This is a genomic window from Streptomyces sp. NBC_01013, assembly GCF_045162765.1.
Classification (GTDB): domain Bacteria; phylum Actinomycetota; class Actinomycetes; order Streptomycetales; family Streptomycetaceae; genus Streptomyces.
On sequence record NZ_CP108687.1, the window covers coordinates 6113967 to 6133805 of the forward strand.

Here is a 19839-nt window from a genome sequence, read left to right on the forward strand (position 1 = left end):
AGAACAGTGATCCGGGGCCGCCGCCGCTGTCGTGCGCGGGTCGCCTCAGCCGCGCGGCACCACCCTGCCGGACGCCGCGTCGACCACGTTCCGCCCGTCCAGCGGCTGGTCCAGCGTGACCTTGCGGGTCAGCTCCTTGGCGATCATGATGCAGACCTTTCCGGCCTCCGGCTTGGACTCGGTCACCGATACCCGCACCGCGGAGCCGTCCTCGTCGGCACTCGCCGCGTACTTACTGCAGACGCCGCCCCAGAAGGTCACCGAGAGTGTCCGTCCGTCGGTGCTGTACGACAGGACCGTGCGCCCGGACTTCGTCGTTCCGCCGCCGTCCGGGGTCTTCTCCGAGGGGGCGTCCTTCGACAGGTACGCCGGATCCACCGCGACCTGGGTGACGGTGTCGCCCCTGCCGCCCGCACCCGGCCGGACCGTGAAGATCCAGGACGGTACGAGCAGCTGCTTCCCGTCCACGTACCGGGCCGCCAGACCGAAGACCGCCTTGTCGACCGTCACCGTCGTCGTGGACGGCTCCGCCCCGGTCCGCTTGCCACAGCTCATGCCGGACGACTTCTCGCCGTCTTCCAGCGGTGCGGGAGTGGCGCAGTCGCCGGTCTTCCCGGCGCCCGGCGGCTGTGCGGCGTTCAGCCGCTCCAACGCGTCGTCCGCGCCGATCACGGGATACTCGGCGCCCTTCTCCAGGCCCTTCAACTGTCCGCCGCCGCCGACCACTTCGCCCTCGGAGCCGATCTGGATGCCGGTCGCCCAGCCGTACGTCGGCAGCCCGCTCACCACCGGGTCGGCGTTCACCACCCGGACCGAACCCATCAACTGGCGGGCATCGAGGGCCGCATCGTCCTGGCCGACCGCCTTCAGTACCGGCACCGCGGCGGCCTTCGCGGCCTTCTCGCTCACGGGTGACCCGGAGTCGCCCGGAGTCATGGGTTTGCCCGAACAGGTGCTGCCCTTTTGGCAGTTGTCCGTGCCGCCGCTGCCGTTCCGGGCGAACGTCCATGTCCCCGGAGCCTGCTTGGCCACCCGCAGCAACGGTCCTGAGCCGTCCCCGTCGGACCCCACCTTCCAGGACGTGCCCTCTGCCCGCGGGGTGCCCTGCACGCCCAGCGCCTTGGCCAGCCGGGCCACCTCGGACGCCGACACGGTCCCCTCGGGGCGCTGGACCGCCGCCTCGTCCGGACCCTCCGGCAGAGCGCCGGACGCGCGGTAGACCAGCCGGCCTCCATGCGGGTCCGGCTCACCCGGCGCGATGCCCTGAGTCGGCGCCGAGGGTCGGGGGGAGGGCGTGTCCGGGCCGCCCGCAGGCTCGTCCAGGGAGAGCGGCGGGGGAGTGCCGCCGGAACCTTGCGCGGCGCTGCCGTTGCCGCCGTCCGCCGCGGTCGCCGCCCAGTACGCGCCGCCGCCGCCCGCCAGGAGTACGGCCGCCGCCACCGAGGCCACGGCGAGTGGCGACCGCCGCCGGGGGCCGGTCACATCGTTGTCGGGTCGCTGGGTGCTCACCGGTTCGCTCCTTAGCCGTCGTACGCCGTGGCCCCGCTGGGGCCCGTCCGCCGGTGCGGACACCGTTGGGACGGGGCGGGGGCGAGGACGGTTCCCTCCGGGGTGGCGGCCGGTGCGACGGGGAGCCCCGCCCCGCCTCTCAGTCGCCGTATTCCGTCATCGCGTCGATCAGCCGGGCCGAGGCGGGCGGCACGGTCACGCCGTGAATGAGGGACGGCGTCACAGGGGTGGGAGCGATCCTTGTGGGTACCACCCAGTGCGGAGCCATGCGCGCGCAGTCTCCGCGCAGCTCGGCCAGACCGGTCTCGGACTCGCGCGGAACGATGTTGTTCGACATATCGGCACCGTAGGCACCCCCGAGCTCAGGAGGAAAGCCCTACTATCGGGTAGTTTTGCCCCTTAGCCTGATTGCCGGAACCGGTAGCGTGAGAAGGCCCGGTTTCCGGGCCCCCTCATCTGTCACGCCGTCCGGGGAACGCAGTCGCCGTTCCCCTCGACCTCCGCAGGAGCAGTCTCCCCGTGCGTATCGCAGTCACCGGCTCCATCGCCACCGACCACCTCATGACCTTCCCCGGCCGATTCGCCGACCAGCTGGTCGCCGATCAGCTGCACACGGTCTCGCTCTCCTTCCTGGTCGACAACCTGGACGTGCGCCGGGGAGGTGTCGCCGCCAACATCTGCTTCGGCATGGGTCTGCTCGGAACCCGTCCGATCCTGGTCGGCGCCGCGGGCTCCGACTTCGACGAGTACCGGGCCTGGCTCGACCGTCACGGGGTCGACACGGGCTCGGTCCGGATCTCCGAGGTCCTGCACACCGCCCGCTTCGTCTGCACGACGGACGCCGACCACAACCAGATCGGCTCCTTCTACACGGGCGCCATGAGCGAGGCCCGTCTGATCGAGCTGAAGGCCGTCGCCAACCGCGTGGGCGGCCTCGACCTCGTCTCCATCGGCGCCGACGACCCCGAGGGAATGCTCCGCCACACCGAGGAGTGCCGCTCCCGCGGAATCCCGTTCGCCGCGGACTTCTCCCAGCAGATCGCGCGCATGGGCGGCGACGAGATCCGCATCCTGCTCGACGGCGCCACGTACCTCTTCTCCAACGAGTACGAGAAGGGGCTCATCGAGTCCAAGACCGGCTGGACCGACGCCGAGATCCTCGCCAAGGTCGGCCACCGGGTCACCACCCTCGGCGCCCAGGGTGTGCGGATCGAGCGCGTCGGCGAGGAGCCGATCGAGGTCGGCTGCCCGGAGGAGAACGTCAAGGCCGACCCGACCGGCGTCGGCGACGCCTTCCGTGCCGGATTCCTCTCCGGTCTCGCCTGGGGTGTCGGACTGGAGCGCGCCGCCCAGGTCGGCTGCATGCTCGCCACCCTGGTCATCGAGACGGTCGGCACGCAGGAGTACACCCTGCACCGCAACCACTTCATGGACCGCTTCACCAAGGCGTACGGCCACGAGGCCGCCGCCGAGGTGCGCACGCACCTCGCCTGAGGGGTCTCAGGACAGCCGGCGGACCACGTAGGCCGAGCCCCGGTCCGCCGGCTCCTCTCCCACGTACTCCTGTTCCCGCATCGCGCACCAGGCCGGAATGTCCAGGCGCGCCGCCTCGTCGTCGGACAGGACCGTCACCGTCCCGCCCACCGGTACCTCTCCGATCACCTTTGCGAGCTCGATCACCGGAATCGGGCAGCGCCTGCCGAGCGCGTCGACGACGAGCGAGGGCGCCGGGGCGGGGGAGGGGATGGTCGCGGCCGGGGCGCCCAGCTTCTCCCGGACACCCGCGACCGCCGGGGGCAGCGCCGCCAGGAAGCGGTCGACGTCCTCGTCGGACGTACCCGCCGGCAGTGACACCCGGACGTTGCCCTCCGAGAGCACCCCCATCGCCTTGAGTACATGGCTCGGCGTCAGCGTGCTGCTCGTGCAGGACGAACCGGACGATACGGAGAAGCCGGACCGATCCAGCTCGTGGAGCAGGGTCTCTCCGTCGACATAGAGACAGGAGAAGGTGACCAGATGCGGCAGTCGTCGCACCGGATCACCGACCACCTCCACGTCGGGCACCAGTTCCGGTACCCGGGTCCGGATCCGGTCGACCAGGACCCGCAGCCGCAGCGACTCCGCGGCCGCCTCCTCCCGTACCGCCCGCAGGGACGCCGCCGCGGCCACGATCGCGGGGATGTCCTCGAAACCGGCGGCCCGCCCCGACTCCCGCTCGTCCGTGGGGCCTTGGGTCGCGAACCGCACCCCCTTGCGCACCGCGAGGAACCCGACTCCCGCCGGGCCGCCCCACTTGTGTGCGCTCGCCGTCAGCAGCGACCAGCCGGCCGGGACCGGTCCCCAGCCCAGCGACTGGGCGGCATCCACCAGCAGTGGCACCCCCGCGGCCCGGCAGAGCTCGGACACCTCGGCCACCGGCTGTTCGGTGCCCACCTCGTGGTTGGCGGACTGCAGGCAGGCCAGTGCGGTGTCCTCGCGCAGGGCGCCCCCGTACTCCTGCGCGCTCACCGCCCCGGTTCCGTCCACCCGGACCTCGGTGAACGATCCGCCCCCGCTCTCATGGGCGGCGGCCGAATGGAGCACCGACGAATGTTCGACCGCGGACACCACCAGATGGCGGCCGACACGCCGACGCCCCGCGAGCGCTCCGGAAATTCCGGAATGGACCGCCCGTGTGCCCGACGAGGTGAAAGTCAGCTCGTCGGGGCGGCAGCCGACGGCCTCCGCGGCGGCCTCCCGGGCCGCGTCCAGCAGCAGCCGGGCACGCCGTCCCTCCCGGTGGAGGCGGGCGGGGTCGGCCCACCCCTCGTCCAGCGCGGCAAGCAGCGCCTGACGGGCGACGGGGTGGAGGGGGGCGGCGGACGCGGCATCGAAGTAGGGCACCCGGCCACGCTAGCCCGGTCCCGGCCACGGCCCGGGGCCCGGCTGCCGGGACGGCCGGGAGAGGGGCCGTCAGATGGCGCCCGGAGCCCCGGATTCCACCCCTTCGGGGAGTCGGGCGGCGCGTTGGGCACCCTCCCCGCGCGACCCCAAATAGCGTCCAGTAGGGTTTGGTCCGCATAAACATCCAAACCCCTGCCCGCGTCAGGGCCGGCGACCGACCAGCGAGACGGGCGCGCCGACCGTGCGGGCGAGACTCTCGGGAAGGCGCTACGTGAGTCCCAACGGCTCCGACCGCTCGTCGCGGCGCCCGATGCGGCGGAAGCTGCCGCAGGTGCTGACTGCGGGCCTGATCCTGGCGACCGCAACCGGTTGCACATACAAGGACTTCCCCCGCCTTGGTATGCCTACGCCGGTAACGGAAGAGGCCCCACGGATCCTTTCCCTCTGGCAGGGCTCGTGGGCGGCAGCGCTCGCCACGGGCGTGCTGGTCTGGGGCCTGATCCTGTGGAGTGTCATCTTCCACCGGCGCAGCCGCACCAAGGTGGAGGTACCTCCGCAGACCCGGTACAACATGCCCATCGAGGCGCTGTACACCGTGGTCCCTCTGATCATCGTCTCGGTGTTGTTCTACTTCACCGCGCGAGACGAGACGAAGCTCCTCACGCTCTCCCCGAAGCCGGCCCACACCATCAACGTGGTCGGCTACCAGTGGAGCTGGGGCTTCAACTACATCGAGAACGTGGACGGCTCCGCCGCCACGGGCAACGAGGTCCCCAAGGAGCTCGACGCCATCCCGAACAGGTTCCGTGACCAGTTCCCCAAGGGTGCGGACGGCGTCTACGACGTCGGCGTTCCGGGGACCCGGAACCCGCAGACCGGCAACCCCGGCCCGACCCTGTGGCTGCCCAAGGGTGAGAAGGTCCGCTTCATCCTGACTTCGCGTGACGTCATCCACTCCTTCTGGGTGGTGCCGTTCCTCATGAAGCAGGACGTCATTCCGGGCCACACCAACGCTTTCGAGGTGACTCCCAACCAGGAGGGCACCTTCATGGGCAAGTGCGCCGAGCTCTGCGGCGTCGACCACTCCCGGATGCTCTTCAACGTCAAGGTCGTCTCCCCGGAGCGCTATCAGGCGCATCTGAAGGAGCTGGCGAAGAAGGGCCAGACGGGCTACGTGCCGGCCGGTATCGAGCAGACTGACCCGGCCAGGAATGCGGAGACGAACAAACTGTGAGCATCCTCAATGAACCTCAGGGTGCCGCGGCAGCAGACGACTCGTACGAGGACGAGCTGCCGGTCCGGCGCAAGCAGCCGGGAAACGTCGTCATCAAGTGGCTGACCACCACTGACCACAAGACGATCGGCACGATGTACCTGGTCACATCGTTCGCGTTCTTCTGCATCGGTGGACTGATGGCGCTCTTCATGCGCGCCGAGCTGGCCCGTCCGGGCACGCAGATCATGTCGAACGAGCAGTTCAACCAGGCGTTCACGATGCACGGCACGATCATGCTGCTGATGTTCGCGACGCCGCTGTTCGCCGGATTCGCGAACTGGATCATGCCGCTGCAGATCGGCGCGCCCGACGTGGCGTTCCCGCGGCTGAACATGTTCGCGTACTGGCTGTACCTCTTCGGCTCGCTCCTCGCGGTGGCAGGTTTCCTCACCCCGCAGGGCGCCGCCGACTTCGGCTGGTTCGCCTACTCCCCGCTGTCGGACGCGGTCCGTTCGCCGGGTGTCGGCGCCGACATGTGGATCATGGGTCTGGCCTTCTCCGGCTTCGGCACGATCCTCGGTTCGGTCAACTTCATCACCACGATCATCTGCATGCGCGCGCCCGGCATGACGATGTTCCGCATGCCGATCTTCGTCTGGAACGTCCTGCTGACCGGTGTCCTGGTCCTGCTGGCCTTCCCGGTGCTCGCGGCGGCGCTCTTCGCGCTGGAGGCGGACCGTAAATTCGGTGCGCATGTCTTCGACGCGTCCAACGGCGGCGCGTTGCTGTGGCAACACCTCTTCTGGTTCTTCGGCCATCCAGAGGTGTACATCATCGCCTTGCCCTTCTTCGGGATCATTTCGGAAGTGATCCCGGTGTTCAGTCGCAAGCCGATGTTCGGTTACATCGGCCTCGTGGCCGCGACGATCTCCATCGCGGGTCTCTCGGTGACCGTGTGGGCGCACCACATGTACGTCACCGGCGGTGTGCTCCTGCCGTTCTTCTCCTTCATGACGTTCCTCATCGCGGTCCCGACCGGGGTGAAGTTCTTCAACTGGATCGGCACGATGTGGAAGGGCTCGTTGTCCTTCGAGACACCGATGCTCTGGGCGGTCGGATTCCTGATCACCTTCACCTTCGGTGGTCTGACCGGCGTCATCCTGGCCTCGCCGCCGATGGACTTCCACGTCTCGGACTCGTACTTCGTGGTCGCGCACTTCCACTACGTCGTCTTCGGCACCGTGGTGTTCGCGATGTTCTCCGGATTCCACTTCTGGTGGCCGAAGTTCACCGGCAAGATGCTCGACGAGCGGCTCGGCAAGATCACCTTCTGGACGCTGTTCATCGGCTTCCACGGCACGTTCCTGGTGCAGCACTGGCTGGGCGCCGAGGGCATGCCGCGTCGTTACGCGGACTACCTGGCCGCGGACGGATTCACCGCGCTGAACACGATCTCGACGATCTCCTCGTTCCTGCTCGGACTGTCGATCCTGCCGTTCTTCTACAACGTCTGGAAGACCGCCAAGTACGGCAAGAAGGTCGAGGTCGACGACCCGTGGGGTTACGGCCGTTCGCTGGAGTGGGCGACCTCGTGCCCGCCGCCGCGGCACAACTTCCTCACGCTGCCCCGGATCCGTTCCGAATCCCCGGCGTTCGACCTGCACCACCCGGAGATCACGGCGCTCGAGCAGCTGGATCACCTCTCCGAGGGTGACAAGGCCCTCGCCGGCGGCAAGGAGGCGGGCAAGTGAAGATCCAGGGCAAGATGTTCCTCGGTCTGGCGCTGTTCATCCTCGTCATCGCCATCACCTACGGCGTGTGGTCCAAGGAGCCGGTCGGCACCACCGCACTCGTCCTGGCCTTCGGGCTGAGCGTCATGATCGGCTTCTACCTGGCCTTCACGGCCCGGCGGGTCGACGCACTGGCGCAGGACAACAAGGAAGCCGATGTGGCGGACGAGGCCGGCGAAGTGGGGTTCTTCTCCCCGCACAGCTGGCAGCCGCTCTCGCTGGCGATCGGTGGCATCTTCGCCTTCATGGGAGTCGTCTTCGGCTGGTGGCTGCTCTACTTCTCGGCCCCGATGCTTCTGATCGGTCTGTTCGGCTGGGTCTTCGAGTACTACCGCGGTGAGAACCGCACCCAGTGACACCGCTCCACCCGTGACACCGCTCCACCTGACGGGGGGCCCGCACTTCCGGGAGAAGTGCGGGCCCCCCGTTTGCAGTCACCCGGCGCGCTGAAACGGATGAATCTTCTTAGCGTGGGTTCATGAACCACACGCCGCGTATCCGTCCCGTCATGAGCAGTGCTCTGCTGGCCGCGACCCTGGTCGCAGGGGCGGCCGCCTGCGGGGAGTCCGACGGCCATCCGCTCTCGGCACCGCCGTACGACGCGGCGGACGAGATCTCCGTCAACGCCCCCGACGGCGGCGAGAAGGTCGACCCGGACAAACCTCTGGAAGTCAGCGTCGACGGTGACGACGGCCGGATCACCGATGTGACGGCCGTGGACACCGAAGGACGCCACCTGGCGGGCGAGCTCGCCGCCGACGGGCACCGATGGCACTCCACCGCCCCGCTCGCCGCCGGAACCCGTTACACCGTCAAGGTCAGCATGGAGGACGACGACGGCGCCCCGGGCATCCGTACGCTCTCCTTCGCGACCGCCGCGGCCAAGAACCTCCTGAAGGTCACCTTCGGCCCTCAGGCGGGCACCTACGGCGTCGGACAGCCCGTCACGGCGGTACTCAGCGCCCCGGTCTCCGACAAAGCCTCCCGAGCCACCGTGGAACGCGCCCTGAAGGTGCGCTCCACGCCTGCCGTGACGGGTTCCTGGTACTGGGTCGACGACAAGACACTGCACTACAGGCCGCGGGACTACTGGCCGGCCAAGGCCACCATCGAGGTCAGCAGCGACCTGACGGGCATCAAGGTGACCAAGGCGCTGTACGGCGCTCCCACGAAGGCGCTGAAGATCACTACCGGGGACCGTATCGAGGCCATCACCGACGCCTCCGAGCACTCCATGACGGTCAAGCGCAACGGAGAAGTGATCAACACCATTCCGGTGACCACGGGCAAGCCCGGCTTCTCCACCCGCAACGGCGTCAAGGTCGTGCTGGGCAAGGAGTACTACGTACGTATGCGCGGGGAGTCCATCGGGATCGCCGAGGGCTCGGACGACTCGTACGACCTGCCGGTCTACTACGCGACGCGGGTCACCTGGAGCGGCGAATACGTGCACGCGGCCCCGTGGTCCACCGGATCACAGGGCTACGCGAACGTCAGCCACGGCTGCACCGGCATGAGCACCAGCGAAGCCGAGTGGTTCTTCAACACCGTCCGGGAGGGTGACATCGTCACGGTCGTCGGCAGTGAGGGCGAGACCATGACGCCGTTCGACAACGGCTACGGCGACTGGAACCTGTCCTGGGCCAAGTGGCAGAAGGGCAGCGCCCTGAGCAACGACGCCACGCCGGACCGCGTCGACACGGTCCGGGCGGCACGACTGCGCCCCAAGGTCTGACGGCCGGGTGCGCCGGCCCTCGGAGCTACGGCGGGAAGCCGGGGCCTCAGGCCCCCACGGAGAGCCTGCTGCGCAGCAGGGCGGCCAGGGCGTCCGCGAACTCGACCGGCTCGACCGGGAGGGTCACCGCGGCGTCCGCGCGGCTCCAGGTGGCCAGCCAGGCGTCCTGGGGGCGGCCCATCAACAGCAGCACCGGCGGGCAGCGGAAGATCTCGTCCTTGATCTGCCGGCACACGCCCATGCCGCCTGCGGGCGCCGTCTCGCCGTCCAACACGCAGACGTCCACGCCTCCGTGCTCCAGGGCGTCCAGGACGGCGGGCAGGGTCGCGCACTCCAGGAACTCGACCTGCGGTACGTCCGCGGCAGGCCTGCGCCCGGCTGCCAGCCTCACCTGCTCACGGGTGTGTGCGTTGTCGCTGTAGACCAGGACCGTGGCAGTCGGCTGCATTGTTCCTCCGTGACGTCTGTGTCTTCGGGGCTGTCGGGGCATGGACCGATGCGCGGATCGTACTCCGACCGACAGCCTGTCAGCACCGCCCGGGACAGCGGATCCATGGGCCGTTCGGGGAGGACACACCCCTCTGACACACCGAACGGCACCCCCCGGAGTGAGGGCGGGATAAGCGACCGACATAATGTCGGTCGTGGCGACAGCAACGACAGTAGAAACCGGGCACGCGCACCCGTCGGTCAATCGGCCGAACCTCACCAGCGTCGGAACCATCATCTGGTTGAGTTCCGAGCTGATGTTCTTCGCGGCCCTCTTCGCGATGTACTTCACCCTGCGATCGGTGACCGGAGCGGAACACTGGAAGGAAATGGCGTCAGCCCTGAACTTCCCGTTCTCGGCGACGAACACCACGATCCTGGTGCTCTCCTCACTCACCTGCCAGCTCGGCGTCTTCGCCGCGGAGCGGGGCGATGTGAAGAAGCTCCGCGCCTGGTTCGTGATCACTTTCGTGATGGGTTCGATCTTCATCGGAGGCCAGGTCTTCGAGTACACGGAGCTGGTGAAGAAGGACGGCCTCTCGCTGTCCTCGGATCCGTACGGCTCGGTGTTCTACCTGACCACCGGCTTCCACGGTCTGCACGTGACAGGCGGTCTCATCGCCTTCCTGCTCGTTCTGGGCAGGACATACGCAGCCAAGAGGTTCACCCATGAGCAGGCGACCGCAGCCATCGTCGTGTCCTATTACTGGCACTTCGTCGATGTCGTGTGGATCGGCCTGTTCGCCACGATCTACATGATCAAGTAACCGGGCTCGTACCCGATCCATCATCGACGCAGAAGATCCTGACACCGGGGTAATCCGTGAAAAAGCTCTCCGCACGACGACGCCATCCGTTGGCGGCGGTCGTCGTACTACTCCTCGCGCTTGCGGCTACTGGGGGGCTGTACGCCGCGTTTGCGCCCGCGAGTAAGGCGCAGGCCGACGAAACCGCCCAGTCCCTCGCCATCGACGAGGGCAAGAAGCTGTACTCCGTCGGTTGCGCCAGCTGCCACGGAACCGGCGGTCAGGGCTCCACCGACGGGCCCCAGCTTGTCGGCGTGGGCTCCGCCGCCGTGGACTTCCAGGTCGGTACGGGCCGTATGCCGGCACAGCAGCCGGGCGCCCAGGTACCGAAGAAGAAGGTCATCTACACCCAGGCCGAGATCGACCAGCTCGCGGCGTACGTCGCGTCGCTCGGCGCCGGTCCGATCGTCCCGACCAAGAGCCAGGTCAGCCCCGAGGGCGCGGACGTGGCCAAGGGCGGCGATCTGTTCCGTACCAACTGCGCCCAGTGCCACAACTTCACAGGTGAGGGTGGTGCCCTGACGAACGGCAAGTACGCCCCCAGCCTCGAAGGCGTGGACCCGAAGCACATCTACGAGGCCATGCAGACCGGCCCGCAGAGCATGCCGTCCTTCCCCGACTCGACGATGCCCGAGCAGCAGAAGCGGGACATCATCGCGTACGTCAAGACCGTGAACGGCGCCCAGTCCGAGTCCCCCGGCGGCCTCAAGCTCGGTGGTCTCGGTCCGGTCAGCGAGGGCCTGTTCGGCTGGATCTTCGGGCTGGGTGGTCTGATCGCCGTTGCCGTCTGGGTCGCGGCCCACACCGCTAAGGCCAAGAAGTCATGAGTAGCCAAGAGATGCCAGAAGAGAACCTGCCCGCAGAGCAGGGCCCCGCGCACGACGCGGTAGACAAGGCGCACGACCCGTTCGCCGATCCGGGGCTGCCGGCCCACAGGCCGCGCATCCAGGACATCGACGAACGGGCCGCCAACCGGTCCGAGCGCACGGTCGCGCTCATGTTCACGCTTTCCATGCTGGCGACGGTCGGCTTCATCGCCTCCTACGTCATCTTCCCGGTCGACAAGATCGTCTTCATCTTCCCGTTCGGTCATGTCAGCGCGCTCAACTTCTCCCTGGGGCTGACCCTGGGCCTGGCGCTCTTCCTGATCGGCGCGGGCGCGGTCCACTGGGCGCGCACGCTGATGTCCGACGTCGAGGTCGCCGACGACCGGCACCCCATCGAGGCCGAGCCCGAGGTGAAGGCCAAGGTCCTCGCCGACTTCAAGGCCGGTGCCGAGGAGTCCGTGCTGGGGCGGCGCAAGCTGATCCGCAACACCATGTTCGGCGCGCTGGCCCTGGTGCCGCTCTCCGGCGTCGTGCTGCTGCGCGACCTGGGTCCGCTGCCGGAGAAGAAGCTCCGCAACACCCTGTGGGCCAAGGGCAAGCAGCTGGTCAACATGAACACCATGGAGCCGCTGCGTCCCGAGGACGTCGTCGTCGGTTCGCTCACCTTCGCCATGCCCGAGGGCCTGGAGGAGGACGCGCACGACTTCCAGACGCAGATCGCCAAGGCCGCACTGATGATCATCCGCATCGAGCCGGAGAACATCAAGGACAAGCGCGAGCGTGAGTGGGCGCACGAGGGGATCGTGGCCTTCTCGAAGATCTGCACCCACGTCGGCTGCCCGATCAGCCTGTACGAGCAGCAGACGCACCACGTGCTCTGCCCGTGCCACCAGTCAACCTTCGACCTCTCCGACGGCGCCCGCGTCATCTTCGGTCCGGCCGGTCACGCCCTTCCGCAGCTGCGGATCGGCGTGAACAGCGAGGGCAACCTCGAGGCGCTCGGTGACTTCGAAGAGCCCGTCGGTCCTGCATTCTGGGAGCGCGGATGAGTACTGCGACCGATACGAACCGCAAGGCGCCCGCCGGTGAGCGGGTGGCCGACTGGGCGGACGGCCGGCTGGGGATCTACTCCCTCGCCAAGTCCAACATGCGGAAGATCTTCCCGGACCACTGGTCCTTCATGCTCGGGGAGATCTGCCTCTACAGCTTCATCATCATCATCCTCACGGGTGTGTATCTGACGCTGTTCTTCCACCCGAGCATGAACGAGGTCGTCTACCACGGCCCGTACGAGCCCATGCAGGGCATCCGGATGTCCGAGGCCTACGCCTCGACGCTCGACATCAGCTTCGACGTCCGCGGTGGTCTGCTGGTCCGGCAGATCCACCACTGGGCAGCGGTGATCTTCCTCGCCGGCATGTTCGTGCACATGTTCCGGGTGTTCTTCACCGGTGCGTACCGCAAGCCGCGCGAGATCAACTGGCTGTTCGGCTTCCTGCTGTTCGTCCTGGGCATGTTCACCGGCTTCACCGGTTACTCGCTCCCGGACGACCTGCTGTCCGGTACGGGTGTGCGCTTCACCCAGGGCGCGATCCTGTCGATGCCCGTCGTCGGTACGTACATCTCGATGTTCCTGTTCGGCGGCGAGTTCCCCGGCGACGACATCGTCGCCAGGTTCTACTCGATCCACATCCTGCTGCTGCCGGGCATCATGCTCGGGCTGCTGGTCGGCCACCTCATCCTGGTCTTCTACCACAAGCACACGCAGTTCGCGGGTCCCGGTCGCACGAACAAGAACGTCGTCGGCATGCCCCTGCTGCCCGTGTACATGGCCAAGGCCGGCGGCTTCTTCTTCCTGGTCTTCGGCTTCATCGCCATCATCGCGGCCATCGCCTCGATCAACCCGATCTGGGCGATCGGCCCGTACCGGCCGGACCAGGTGTCCACGGGCGCCCAGCCGGACTGGTACATGGGCTTCGCCGAAGGCTTCGTCCGTGTGATGCCGGGCTGGGAGATCAACCTCTGGGGCCACACGCTGGTCCTGGGTGTGCTCATCCCGCTGGTCCTGTTCGGCGTGATCCTCGCGGCGCTGGCGCTGTACCCGTTCATCGAGTCCTGGATCACCGGGGACAAGCGCGAGCACCACATCCTGGACAAGCCGCGCAACGCCCCGACCCGCACCGCGCTCGGCGTCGCCTGGGTGACGATCTACTTCGTCATGCTGATCGGCGGCGGCAACGACATCTGGGCTACGCACTTCAGCCTGTCGCTCAACTCGATCAGCTGGTTCGTCCGTATCGCCTTCTTCGTCGGACCCGTCCTGGCGTTCATCGTCACCCGCCGGATCTGCCTCGGCCTTCAGCGCCGCGACAAGGAGAAGGTGCTGCACGGGCGCGAGTCCGGTCTCATCAAGCGCCTCCCGCACGGTGAGTTCGTCGAGGTCCACGAGCCGCTCGGACCGGAGCAGCTGCACACGCTCACCGCGCACGAGCAGTACAAGCCGGTCGAGATCGGCCCGACGGTCGACGAGAACGGCGTCGAGCGCAAGGTGTCCGCGGTGCAGAAGCTGCGGGCCAAGCTCAGCCACGCGTACTACGGCGAGAACAACCAGATCGCCAAGCCCACCGCGGAGGAGTACAAGGAGATCACCAGCGGCCACGGCCACCACTGATCACCTGAACTGATCGCCACAGCAGGAGCCCCGTCCATTCGATGGACGGGGCTCTTCGCTGTCCGTGGGGCTCGATAGGGTGGCCCCATCCCCCTTATCGGCTGTGGACCCCAGGAGCGGACCATGAACGTTGTGACCCCGGCAGGCGGCGACAGCGTGGCGGCTCGTTCCTGGCCCGGCGTGCTGACCCCTCTGCTCCGCGGCCAGGACCTGACCGCGGACGACACCGCCTGGGCGATGGACCGCATCATGAGCGGTGAGGCGACCGATGTGCAGATCGCCGGCTTCGCGGTGGCGCTGCGAGCCAAGGGCGAGACCGTCACGGAGGTCTCCGGTCTGGTCCGTGCGATGTACGAGCACGCCACGACCATCCATGTGCCCGGCCGCACGGTCGACATCGTGGGCACCGGCGGCGACATGGCCAAGACGGTCAACATCTCGACCATGTCGGCGATCGTCGTGGCGGGGACCGGCGCCAAGGTCGTCAAGCACGGCAACCGCGCCTCGTCGTCGGCGAGCGGTTCCTCCGACGTCCTGGGGAAGCTCGGCGTCAATCTGGAGCTGCCCCCGCAGCGCGTGGTGGAGGTGGCGGAGGAGGCGGGCATCACGTTCTGCTTCGCCGTGAAGTTCCACCCCGCTCTGAGGTACGCGGCGAAGGCCCGGGCGGAGCTCGGCGCGCCGACCACGTTCAACATCCTCGGCCCGCTCACCAACCCGGCCAAGGTGCGCTCGCAGGCGATCGGTGTGGCCGACCTCCGGATGGCACCCATCGTCGCGGGGGTCCTCGCCGAGCGCGGCAACTCCGCCCTGGTCTTCCGCGGCGACGACGGCCTGGACGAGCTGACCACCACCGCGACCTCCCGGGTCTGGATCGCCAGGGACGGTGCGGTGCGCGAGGAGGCCTTCGACCCGCGCGACGTCGGAATCGACCTGGTGCCGGTGGAGGCGCTGCGGGGCGCCGACGCGTCGTACAACGCCGATGTGGCCCGCCGCCTGCTGGCCGGGGAGACGGGCCCCGTGCGGGACGCCGTCCTGCTCAACTCGGCGGCGGCGCTGGTTGCGCTGGACCCGGGCCGGGGGACGCTCGCCGAGCAGCTCGCCGCGGGGATCGCGAAGGCCGCCGAGTCCATCGACTCGGGCGCGGCGGGCCGGGCCCTGGAGAGATGGGTCGTGGCCAGCAACGCCTGAGGGGGCGTCGGGTGCGAGACGGGGCGCAGTCCAGATCATGGACTGCGCCTTGCGCGATTCCGTGCGTATGGCAGGATGCTGGGCAGGTCATGAGTGACAGCGACTACGGCCCCGGCCCGCTGTCCGGCAACCCTCCGTCCGTGGCGGGGTGCCCCGGGTGAAGACCAGGCCGCAGGCAGCGAGGTCTGCGGCAAGCGCGGACCCCTCGACGTCGTGAGATGTCCACCCGTGGGGTCCTGGTCCTCAGGGAGCCTCTTGTGAGCAAGCGAATGCGATAGGGCTTTTCGGCCCTTCTCCGCACACCTTCTTTCTTCCCTCCGTGCTGCCGCGTATCCGCAGGCACGCGGAATTCGCCTGCCTGTTACGGGAGTTCGTCATGTCTGTCCTCACTGCTGCCACCGACCAGTCGATTTGTGCCCCGCTGCCGGTTCTGGGCAAGGATGTGACGGTTCCGCTGGTCACCGGCGGAGAGGTCACCTACGCCGCGCTGGACTACGCCGCCAGCGCCCCGGCCCTGCAGAGGGTGTGGGACGACGTGGCCGCGTACGCGCCGTACTACGGCAGTGTCCACCGCGGCGCCGGCTACCTCTCGCAGCTCTCCACGGACCTCTTCGAGAGCAGCCGCGTGACCGTCGCGGAGTTCCTCGGCTGCCGCGCCGATGACCAGGTGGTCTTCACCCGGTCCACCACCGACTCGCTCAACCTGCTCGCCGCCGCGCTGCCCGCCGACTGCCAGGTGTTCGTCTTCGAGACAGAGCACCACGCCTCGCTGCTGCCCTGGCGTGACGCCCGCGTGACGTACCTGAACGCGCCGCGCACCCCGGCCCAGGCCGTCGAGACCCTGGAGCGGGCGCTCGCCGTCCGCGACCCCTACGGTCCCGCCCTGGTCTGTGTCACCGGCGCCTCCAACGTCACCGGCGAGTTGTGGCCCGTCAAGGAGCTCGCGGCCGCCGCGCATGCCCATGGCGCCCGGATCGTGCTGGACGCCGCCCAGCTCGCCCCGCACCACCCCGTCGACATCGACGAGCTGGACGTCGACTGGGTCGCCTTCTCCGGTCACAAGCTGTACGCACCCTTCGGCTCCGGGGTCCTCGCCGGCCGCTCCGACTGGCTGCGCGATGCCGAGCCGTACCTGGCCGGCGGCGGCGCGTCCCGCCAGGTGGCCCGGCGCGCCGACGGCGGGGTGGACGTCGAATGGCACACCACCGCCGCCCGCCACGAGGCCGGCTCACCCAACGTCATCGGCGTCTACTCCATCGCCTCCGCCTGCAAGGCGCTCACCGAGGCGGGGTTCGACAGCCTGGTCGCCCGGGAGCAGCAGCTCGTCACCGCGGTCCGCGCGGGCCTCGCCGAGGTCCCCGCGGTCAAGGTGCTGTCGCTGTTCGGCGACGACGCCCCGAGGGTCGGCGTCATCTCGTTCGTGGTGGAGGGCTGGAACAGCTCGCACTTCGCCGCAGCGCTCTCCGCCGAGTACGGCATCGGGGTGCGCGACGGACTCTTCTGCGCCCACCCCCTCGTGCGCACCCTGCTCGGCAGTGACCCGCAGGACATCGGGGAGTGCGGCGCGCCCGAGGCGGAGCCGGGCCAGAAGTCGCTCAACGCGATCCGGGTCAGCTTCGGCGCCGGTACGCCGGACGAGCACATCGAGCGCTTCCTGCGGGCGGTCAAGGAGCTCGTGAGCGAGGGCGCCCAGTGGAAGTACCGCACCGAGGACGGCCGTTGCGTCCCGGACAGGGGTGCCGCTCAGGTCTGAGTCCCGTCAGCACGTGGGGCCGGGTACGGACGGCTGTCCGTACCCGGCCCCACGTGCTGACGCGGTTACGCGTCCAGACCGATGGCGAAGGCCGCCTCCAGGTCGTGCTGCGAGTACGTACGGAACGCCACGTGCGTGTCGGTTCCCTCGACGCCGGGGATCTTGCTGATCCGGCCGGGGATGACATCGGCGAGATCGTCGTGCTTGGACACCCGGACCATGGCGATCAGGTCGTACGTACCGGTGACCGAGAAGACCTCGCTGACGCTGTCCAGCGCGGCGATGGCCTCGGCGATCTCGGGAATCCGGTCCACGCTGGTTTTGATGAGCACGATCGCGGTGATCACGGCTTGCTTTCTCCCTCGGTCGCCGTGGCTGGAGACTTCACTCTAGCCTCACGCCGATAGCGTCCCCAGGCATAGAGGAACCCGGTGGCGAAGCCGACCACATGGGCGAGGTAGGCCACCCCGGGGCCGCTGCCGGCGCCCTCCGCGGCCAGCCACTGCAGGACGAACCAGAAGACCAGCACGATCCACGCGGGGAAGCGCAGGGGCAGGAACAGCAGGAAGGGGAACAGGCTGGTGACCCGGGCCCGGGGGAAGAGGTAGAGGAACGCTCCCAGGACCGCCGAGATCGCCCCCGACGCGCCGACGAGCGTCTGGTCGGAGGTGGAGTGTGCGGCCGCGTAGGCGAGCAGGGCCAGATAGCCGCAGCCGATGTAGAAGAGCGCGAATTCGGTGTGGCCCATGCGCTCCTCGGCCATCGCCCCGAACACGTAGAGGAACAGTATGTTGCCGAGCAGGTGCAGCCAGCTGCCGTGCACGAACAGTGCGGTGAGCGGGGTGAGGACGGCGTGCGCCGAGCCGTCCCACAGCTCGCTCGGGATCACGCCCCAGCGCTCGAAGTACCCGGCCTGTGCGGCGAGCAGGGCATCCGCGGTGCCGTAGACCGGGTTGAACCCCGACAGCGGGCTGATCACGAAGACCACGCAGCACAGGGCGATGAGGGCGTACGTCACCGGCGGCCCGCCCGAGGTGGCCGCCCGCAGGATTCTGCCGGCCGCAGCCCGCCGATCGATCATGAACAGAGCATGACGCAAGCGGAGGGAACGGGACAGACCGCCTCGCCGTGCCGGTGGGAAGCACCGAGGCCGTAGGGTTGACCGCAGGACATCCGCAGTTCGACGGCGCACCGCGAGATCCTTGTCCGGCAGCTCACGGCTCGACGAAAGAGGACGCAACGATGACGACGGTTCCCCAGCCGACCGACGGGACCCGCTGGCGCTGCACGCTCTGCGGAAATCTGACGAGGTTCGACGTGACGCGATCGTCCAAGGTCGTCGAGTACGTTCACCTCGACCTGGCCGGTGAGTCCAGCGTCGAGGAACGCGAGGTGGTCAGTGAGACCATCGAGTCGGTGCGCTGTCGTTGGTGCAACGCGGTGGACCAGATCGAACTAGTCGACAGGCCGGGTGCAGACTCCTGACGGGGCCGTGCGCACATAAATGATGAGGTGACGGATGGTGGAGCAGCCCGATGGCGGCGCCACGTCGGCCGACGCGGCCGACGACGCCGTGGAGGCGCTCGACCGCCCGCTGCCCGAAGGTGTGCGGCGTCGGGTCATCGCGCTGGTCGCGGATGCTTTCGGCGGCCTCACGGTCACCGAACTCCCGGCCCAGCTCCGACAGTACGCCCGCTTCACGCCGTCCCGTCGGGCCAAGTTCGCGGGGAACGCGATGGCGGCCGCCCTGGAGGGCGACGCGGCCTTCCGCCGCCGCATCGGGGAGCGGCTGAAGGAGACACAGTCGGAGCTGGCCGGCGCGCTGGTGGCGGGGTCTCCGCCCGCCGCCGCGGATCCCGTCGACGTGGCCGCCGCGGCCTATGTGCTGCGCCCGGCCGGCTGGGTCAAGCTGGTGGCCGCCGCCGGCGAGGAGGCCGAGCGGGCCGGTGCCGAGCGGGCCGACGAGGAGGTCCGGCTCGAACTGGAACGGCTGCGGGAGGAGCTCACCAGGGCCCGCGCCCAGACGAAGAGCGAGACCGAACGGCTCCGCGCCGAACTGGACGCCGCCCGCAAGGAGGCCGACTCGCTCCAGCGCAAGCTGCGCAGCGCGGCCAACGAGGTGAAGCGCGGCGAGGCGGCGCTGCGCCGGGGCAGGGCCGAGAGCGATGCCCTGCGGGCCGAGGCGGCCGCCCAGGTCTCCGCGGCCGAGAGCGAGACGCGGCGGCTGCGGACGAGGCTCAGCGAGGCGGAGGCGTCCGTCGAGGCGGGCCGCAGGGCAGCCAGGGAGGGGCGCTCGGTCGAGGACATGCGGCTGCGGCTGCTGCTCGACACCGTGCTCGAAGCGGCCGGCGGGCTGCGGCGCGAACTGGCGCTGCCGCCCTCCTCGATGCGTCCCGCGGACAGCGTGGACGCGGTCGAGCCCGGACGGATGTCGCCGAAGGACATTGCCGCCAGGGCCCTTTCGGAGACCGATCCGGCACTGCTCGACCAGCTGCTCGCACTGCCGCAGGCCCATCTGATCGTGGACGGCTACAACGTCACCAAGACCGGCTATCCGCAGATGCCGCTGGAGAAGCAGCGACTGCGCCTGCTGGGCGGCCTGTCGGTGCTCGCGGCCCAGACGGGTGCCGAGATGACCTGTGTCTTCGACGGGGCCGAACTGGCCGCGCCGGTCCTGCTCGCGCCACCGCGCGGGGTGCGGGTGCTGTTCAGCAAGCCGGGGGTCACGGCGGACGAGGTCATCCGTCAACTGGCCCGTGCCGAACCGCCCGGACGGCCCGTCGTGGTGGTCTCCACCGACCGTGAAGTGGCCGACGGGGTGGCGAAGGCGGGGGCCAGGCCCGTTGCGTCCCTGTTGCTCCTGAAGCGGCTTTCGCGCGTCTAGCGTTTCTTGTCGCATCTGGACGGATATCGGGGAACGGACCGTCAAGTCACCGCTACACCCAGTGTGATGTGAGTAAAGAAGTACCTCC

19 protein-coding genes and 1 riboswitch are annotated in these 19839 nt (G+C 68.8%); of the genes, 13 read left to right on the forward strand and 6 right to left on the reverse strand.

Features of this window, described 5'->3' with window-relative positions; all coding sequences use genetic code 11:
* Positions 1-45 precede the first annotated feature (45 nt).
* Both OG538_RS26605 and OG538_RS26610 read right to left on the reverse strand, forming a co-directional pair.
* Complete coding sequence (locus OG538_RS26605) at positions 46-1509, reverse strand: hypothetical protein (RefSeq protein ID WP_406097706.1); 1464 nt, start codon at positions 1507-1509, stop codon at positions 46-48.
* A gap of 139 nt (positions 1510-1648) precedes the next feature.
* Positions 1649-1846: a hypothetical protein gene (locus OG538_RS26610; RefSeq protein ID WP_406097707.1), complete on the reverse strand. Its 198-nt coding sequence runs from the start codon at positions 1844-1846 to the stop codon at positions 1649-1651.
* A 182-nt stretch (positions 1847-2028) separates the two neighbouring features.
* Here OG538_RS26610 and OG538_RS26615 point away from each other — a divergent pair, with 182 nt between their 5' ends.
* Complete coding sequence (locus OG538_RS26615) at positions 2029-3003, forward strand: carbohydrate kinase family protein (RefSeq protein ID WP_406097709.1); 975 nt, start codon at positions 2029-2031, stop codon at positions 3001-3003.
* 6 nt (positions 3004-3009) lie between these two features.
* Here OG538_RS26615 and OG538_RS26620 read toward each other — a convergent pair whose 3' ends face one another.
* A complete protein-coding gene (locus OG538_RS26620) occupies positions 3010-4392 on the reverse strand; it encodes a cysteine desulfurase/sulfurtransferase TusA family protein (RefSeq protein WP_406097711.1) in 1383 nt (460 codons plus the stop codon).
* A 271-nt stretch (positions 4393-4663) separates the two neighbouring features.
* Here OG538_RS26620 and coxB point away from each other — a divergent pair, with 271 nt between their 5' ends.
* From coxB to OG538_RS26640, 4 genes are all read left to right on the forward strand, one after another.
* Positions 4664-5626, forward strand: coding sequence for a cytochrome c oxidase subunit II (coxB, locus tag OG538_RS26625; protein ID WP_406097713.1), 963 nt, complete (start codon positions 4664-4666; stop codon positions 5624-5626).
* Positions 5623-7359 (forward strand): cytochrome c oxidase subunit I, encoded by a 1737-nt coding sequence (gene ctaD, locus OG538_RS26630; protein ID WP_406097715.1) that lies wholly within the window; start codon positions 5623-5625, stop codon positions 7357-7359. The genes coxB and ctaD overlap by 4 nt, the downstream gene beginning before the upstream one ends.
* Complete coding sequence (locus tag OG538_RS26635; protein ID WP_406097717.1) at positions 7356-7754, forward strand: cytochrome c oxidase subunit 4; 399 nt, start codon at positions 7356-7358, stop codon at positions 7752-7754. The genes ctaD and OG538_RS26635 overlap by 4 nt, the downstream gene beginning before the upstream one ends.
* Before the next feature lie 122 nt (positions 7755-7876).
* Positions 7877-9133, forward strand: a complete 1257-nt coding sequence (locus OG538_RS26640; protein ID WP_406097719.1) for an Ig-like domain-containing protein — start codon at positions 7877-7879, stop codon at positions 9131-9133.
* 46 nt (positions 9134-9179) lie between these two features.
* Here OG538_RS26640 and OG538_RS26645 read toward each other — a convergent pair whose 3' ends face one another.
* Entirely contained in the window at positions 9180-9581 is a 402-nt protein-coding gene (locus tag OG538_RS26645) for a hypothetical protein (RefSeq protein WP_351394862.1), read from the reverse strand.
* 187 nt (positions 9582-9768) lie between these two features.
* Here OG538_RS26645 and OG538_RS26650 point away from each other — a divergent pair, with 187 nt between their 5' ends.
* The 6 genes from OG538_RS26650 (at position 9769) to OG538_RS26675 (ending at position 16867) form a co-directional block, all read left to right on the forward strand.
* On the forward strand, positions 9769-10389 hold the full coding sequence (locus OG538_RS26650) for a heme-copper oxidase subunit III (RefSeq protein ID WP_148017685.1): 621 nt from the start codon (positions 9769-9771) through the stop codon (positions 10387-10389).
* Positions 10390-10445: 56 nt separating this feature from the next.
* Positions 10446-11255 carry a c-type cytochrome gene (locus tag OG538_RS26655; RefSeq protein WP_406097721.1) on the forward strand — a complete coding sequence of 270 codons (810 nt, stop codon included), beginning with the start codon at positions 10446-10448 and terminating at the stop codon, positions 11253-11255.
* Entirely contained in the window at positions 11252-12304 is a 1053-nt protein-coding gene (locus tag OG538_RS26660; RefSeq protein WP_406097723.1) for a Rieske 2Fe-2S domain-containing protein, read from the forward strand. The genes OG538_RS26655 and OG538_RS26660 overlap by 4 nt, the downstream gene beginning before the upstream one ends.
* Entirely contained in the window at positions 12301-13926 is a 1626-nt protein-coding gene (locus OG538_RS26665) for a cytochrome bc complex cytochrome b subunit (RefSeq protein ID WP_406097725.1), read from the forward strand. Before OG538_RS26660 ends, OG538_RS26665 begins: the two co-directional genes overlap by 4 nt.
* Before the next feature lie 123 nt (positions 13927-14049).
* Positions 14050-15114: an anthranilate phosphoribosyltransferase gene (trpD, locus tag OG538_RS26670; protein ID WP_406097727.1), complete on the forward strand. Its 1065-nt coding sequence runs from the start codon at positions 14050-14052 to the stop codon at positions 15112-15114.
* Positions 15115-15199: 85 nt separating this feature from the next.
* A riboswitch (SAM riboswitch) is annotated at positions 15200-15317 on the forward strand.
* A gap of 173 nt (positions 15318-15490) precedes the next feature.
* Complete coding sequence (locus OG538_RS26675) at positions 15491-16867, forward strand: aminotransferase class V-fold PLP-dependent enzyme (protein ID WP_406097729.1); 1377 nt, start codon at positions 15491-15493, stop codon at positions 16865-16867.
* 65 nt (positions 16868-16932) lie between these two features.
* On the opposite strand, the gene OG538_RS26680 is transcribed toward OG538_RS26675, so the two are convergent.
* Both OG538_RS26680 and OG538_RS26685 read right to left on the reverse strand, forming a co-directional pair.
* Positions 16933-17214: an Lrp/AsnC family transcriptional regulator gene (locus tag OG538_RS26680; RefSeq protein ID WP_136328375.1), complete on the reverse strand. Its 282-nt coding sequence runs from the start codon at positions 17212-17214 to the stop codon at positions 16933-16935.
* Positions 17211-17948, reverse strand: a complete 738-nt coding sequence (locus tag OG538_RS26685; RefSeq protein WP_406097731.1) for a rhomboid family intramembrane serine protease — start codon at positions 17946-17948, stop codon at positions 17211-17213. The genes OG538_RS26680 and OG538_RS26685 overlap by 4 nt, the downstream gene beginning before the upstream one ends.
* A 161-nt stretch (positions 17949-18109) precedes the next feature.
* Here OG538_RS26685 and OG538_RS26690 point away from each other — a divergent pair, with 161 nt between their 5' ends.
* Both OG538_RS26690 and OG538_RS26695 read left to right on the forward strand, forming a co-directional pair.
* Positions 18110-18352, forward strand: coding sequence for a hypothetical protein (locus tag OG538_RS26690; protein ID WP_014156692.1), 243 nt, complete (start codon positions 18110-18112; stop codon positions 18350-18352).
* 37 nt (positions 18353-18389) lie between these two features.
* On the forward strand, positions 18390-19751 hold the full coding sequence (locus OG538_RS26695; RefSeq protein ID WP_406100313.1) for an NYN domain-containing protein: 1362 nt from the start codon (positions 18390-18392) through the stop codon (positions 19749-19751).
* Positions 19752-19839 lie beyond the last annotated feature (88 nt).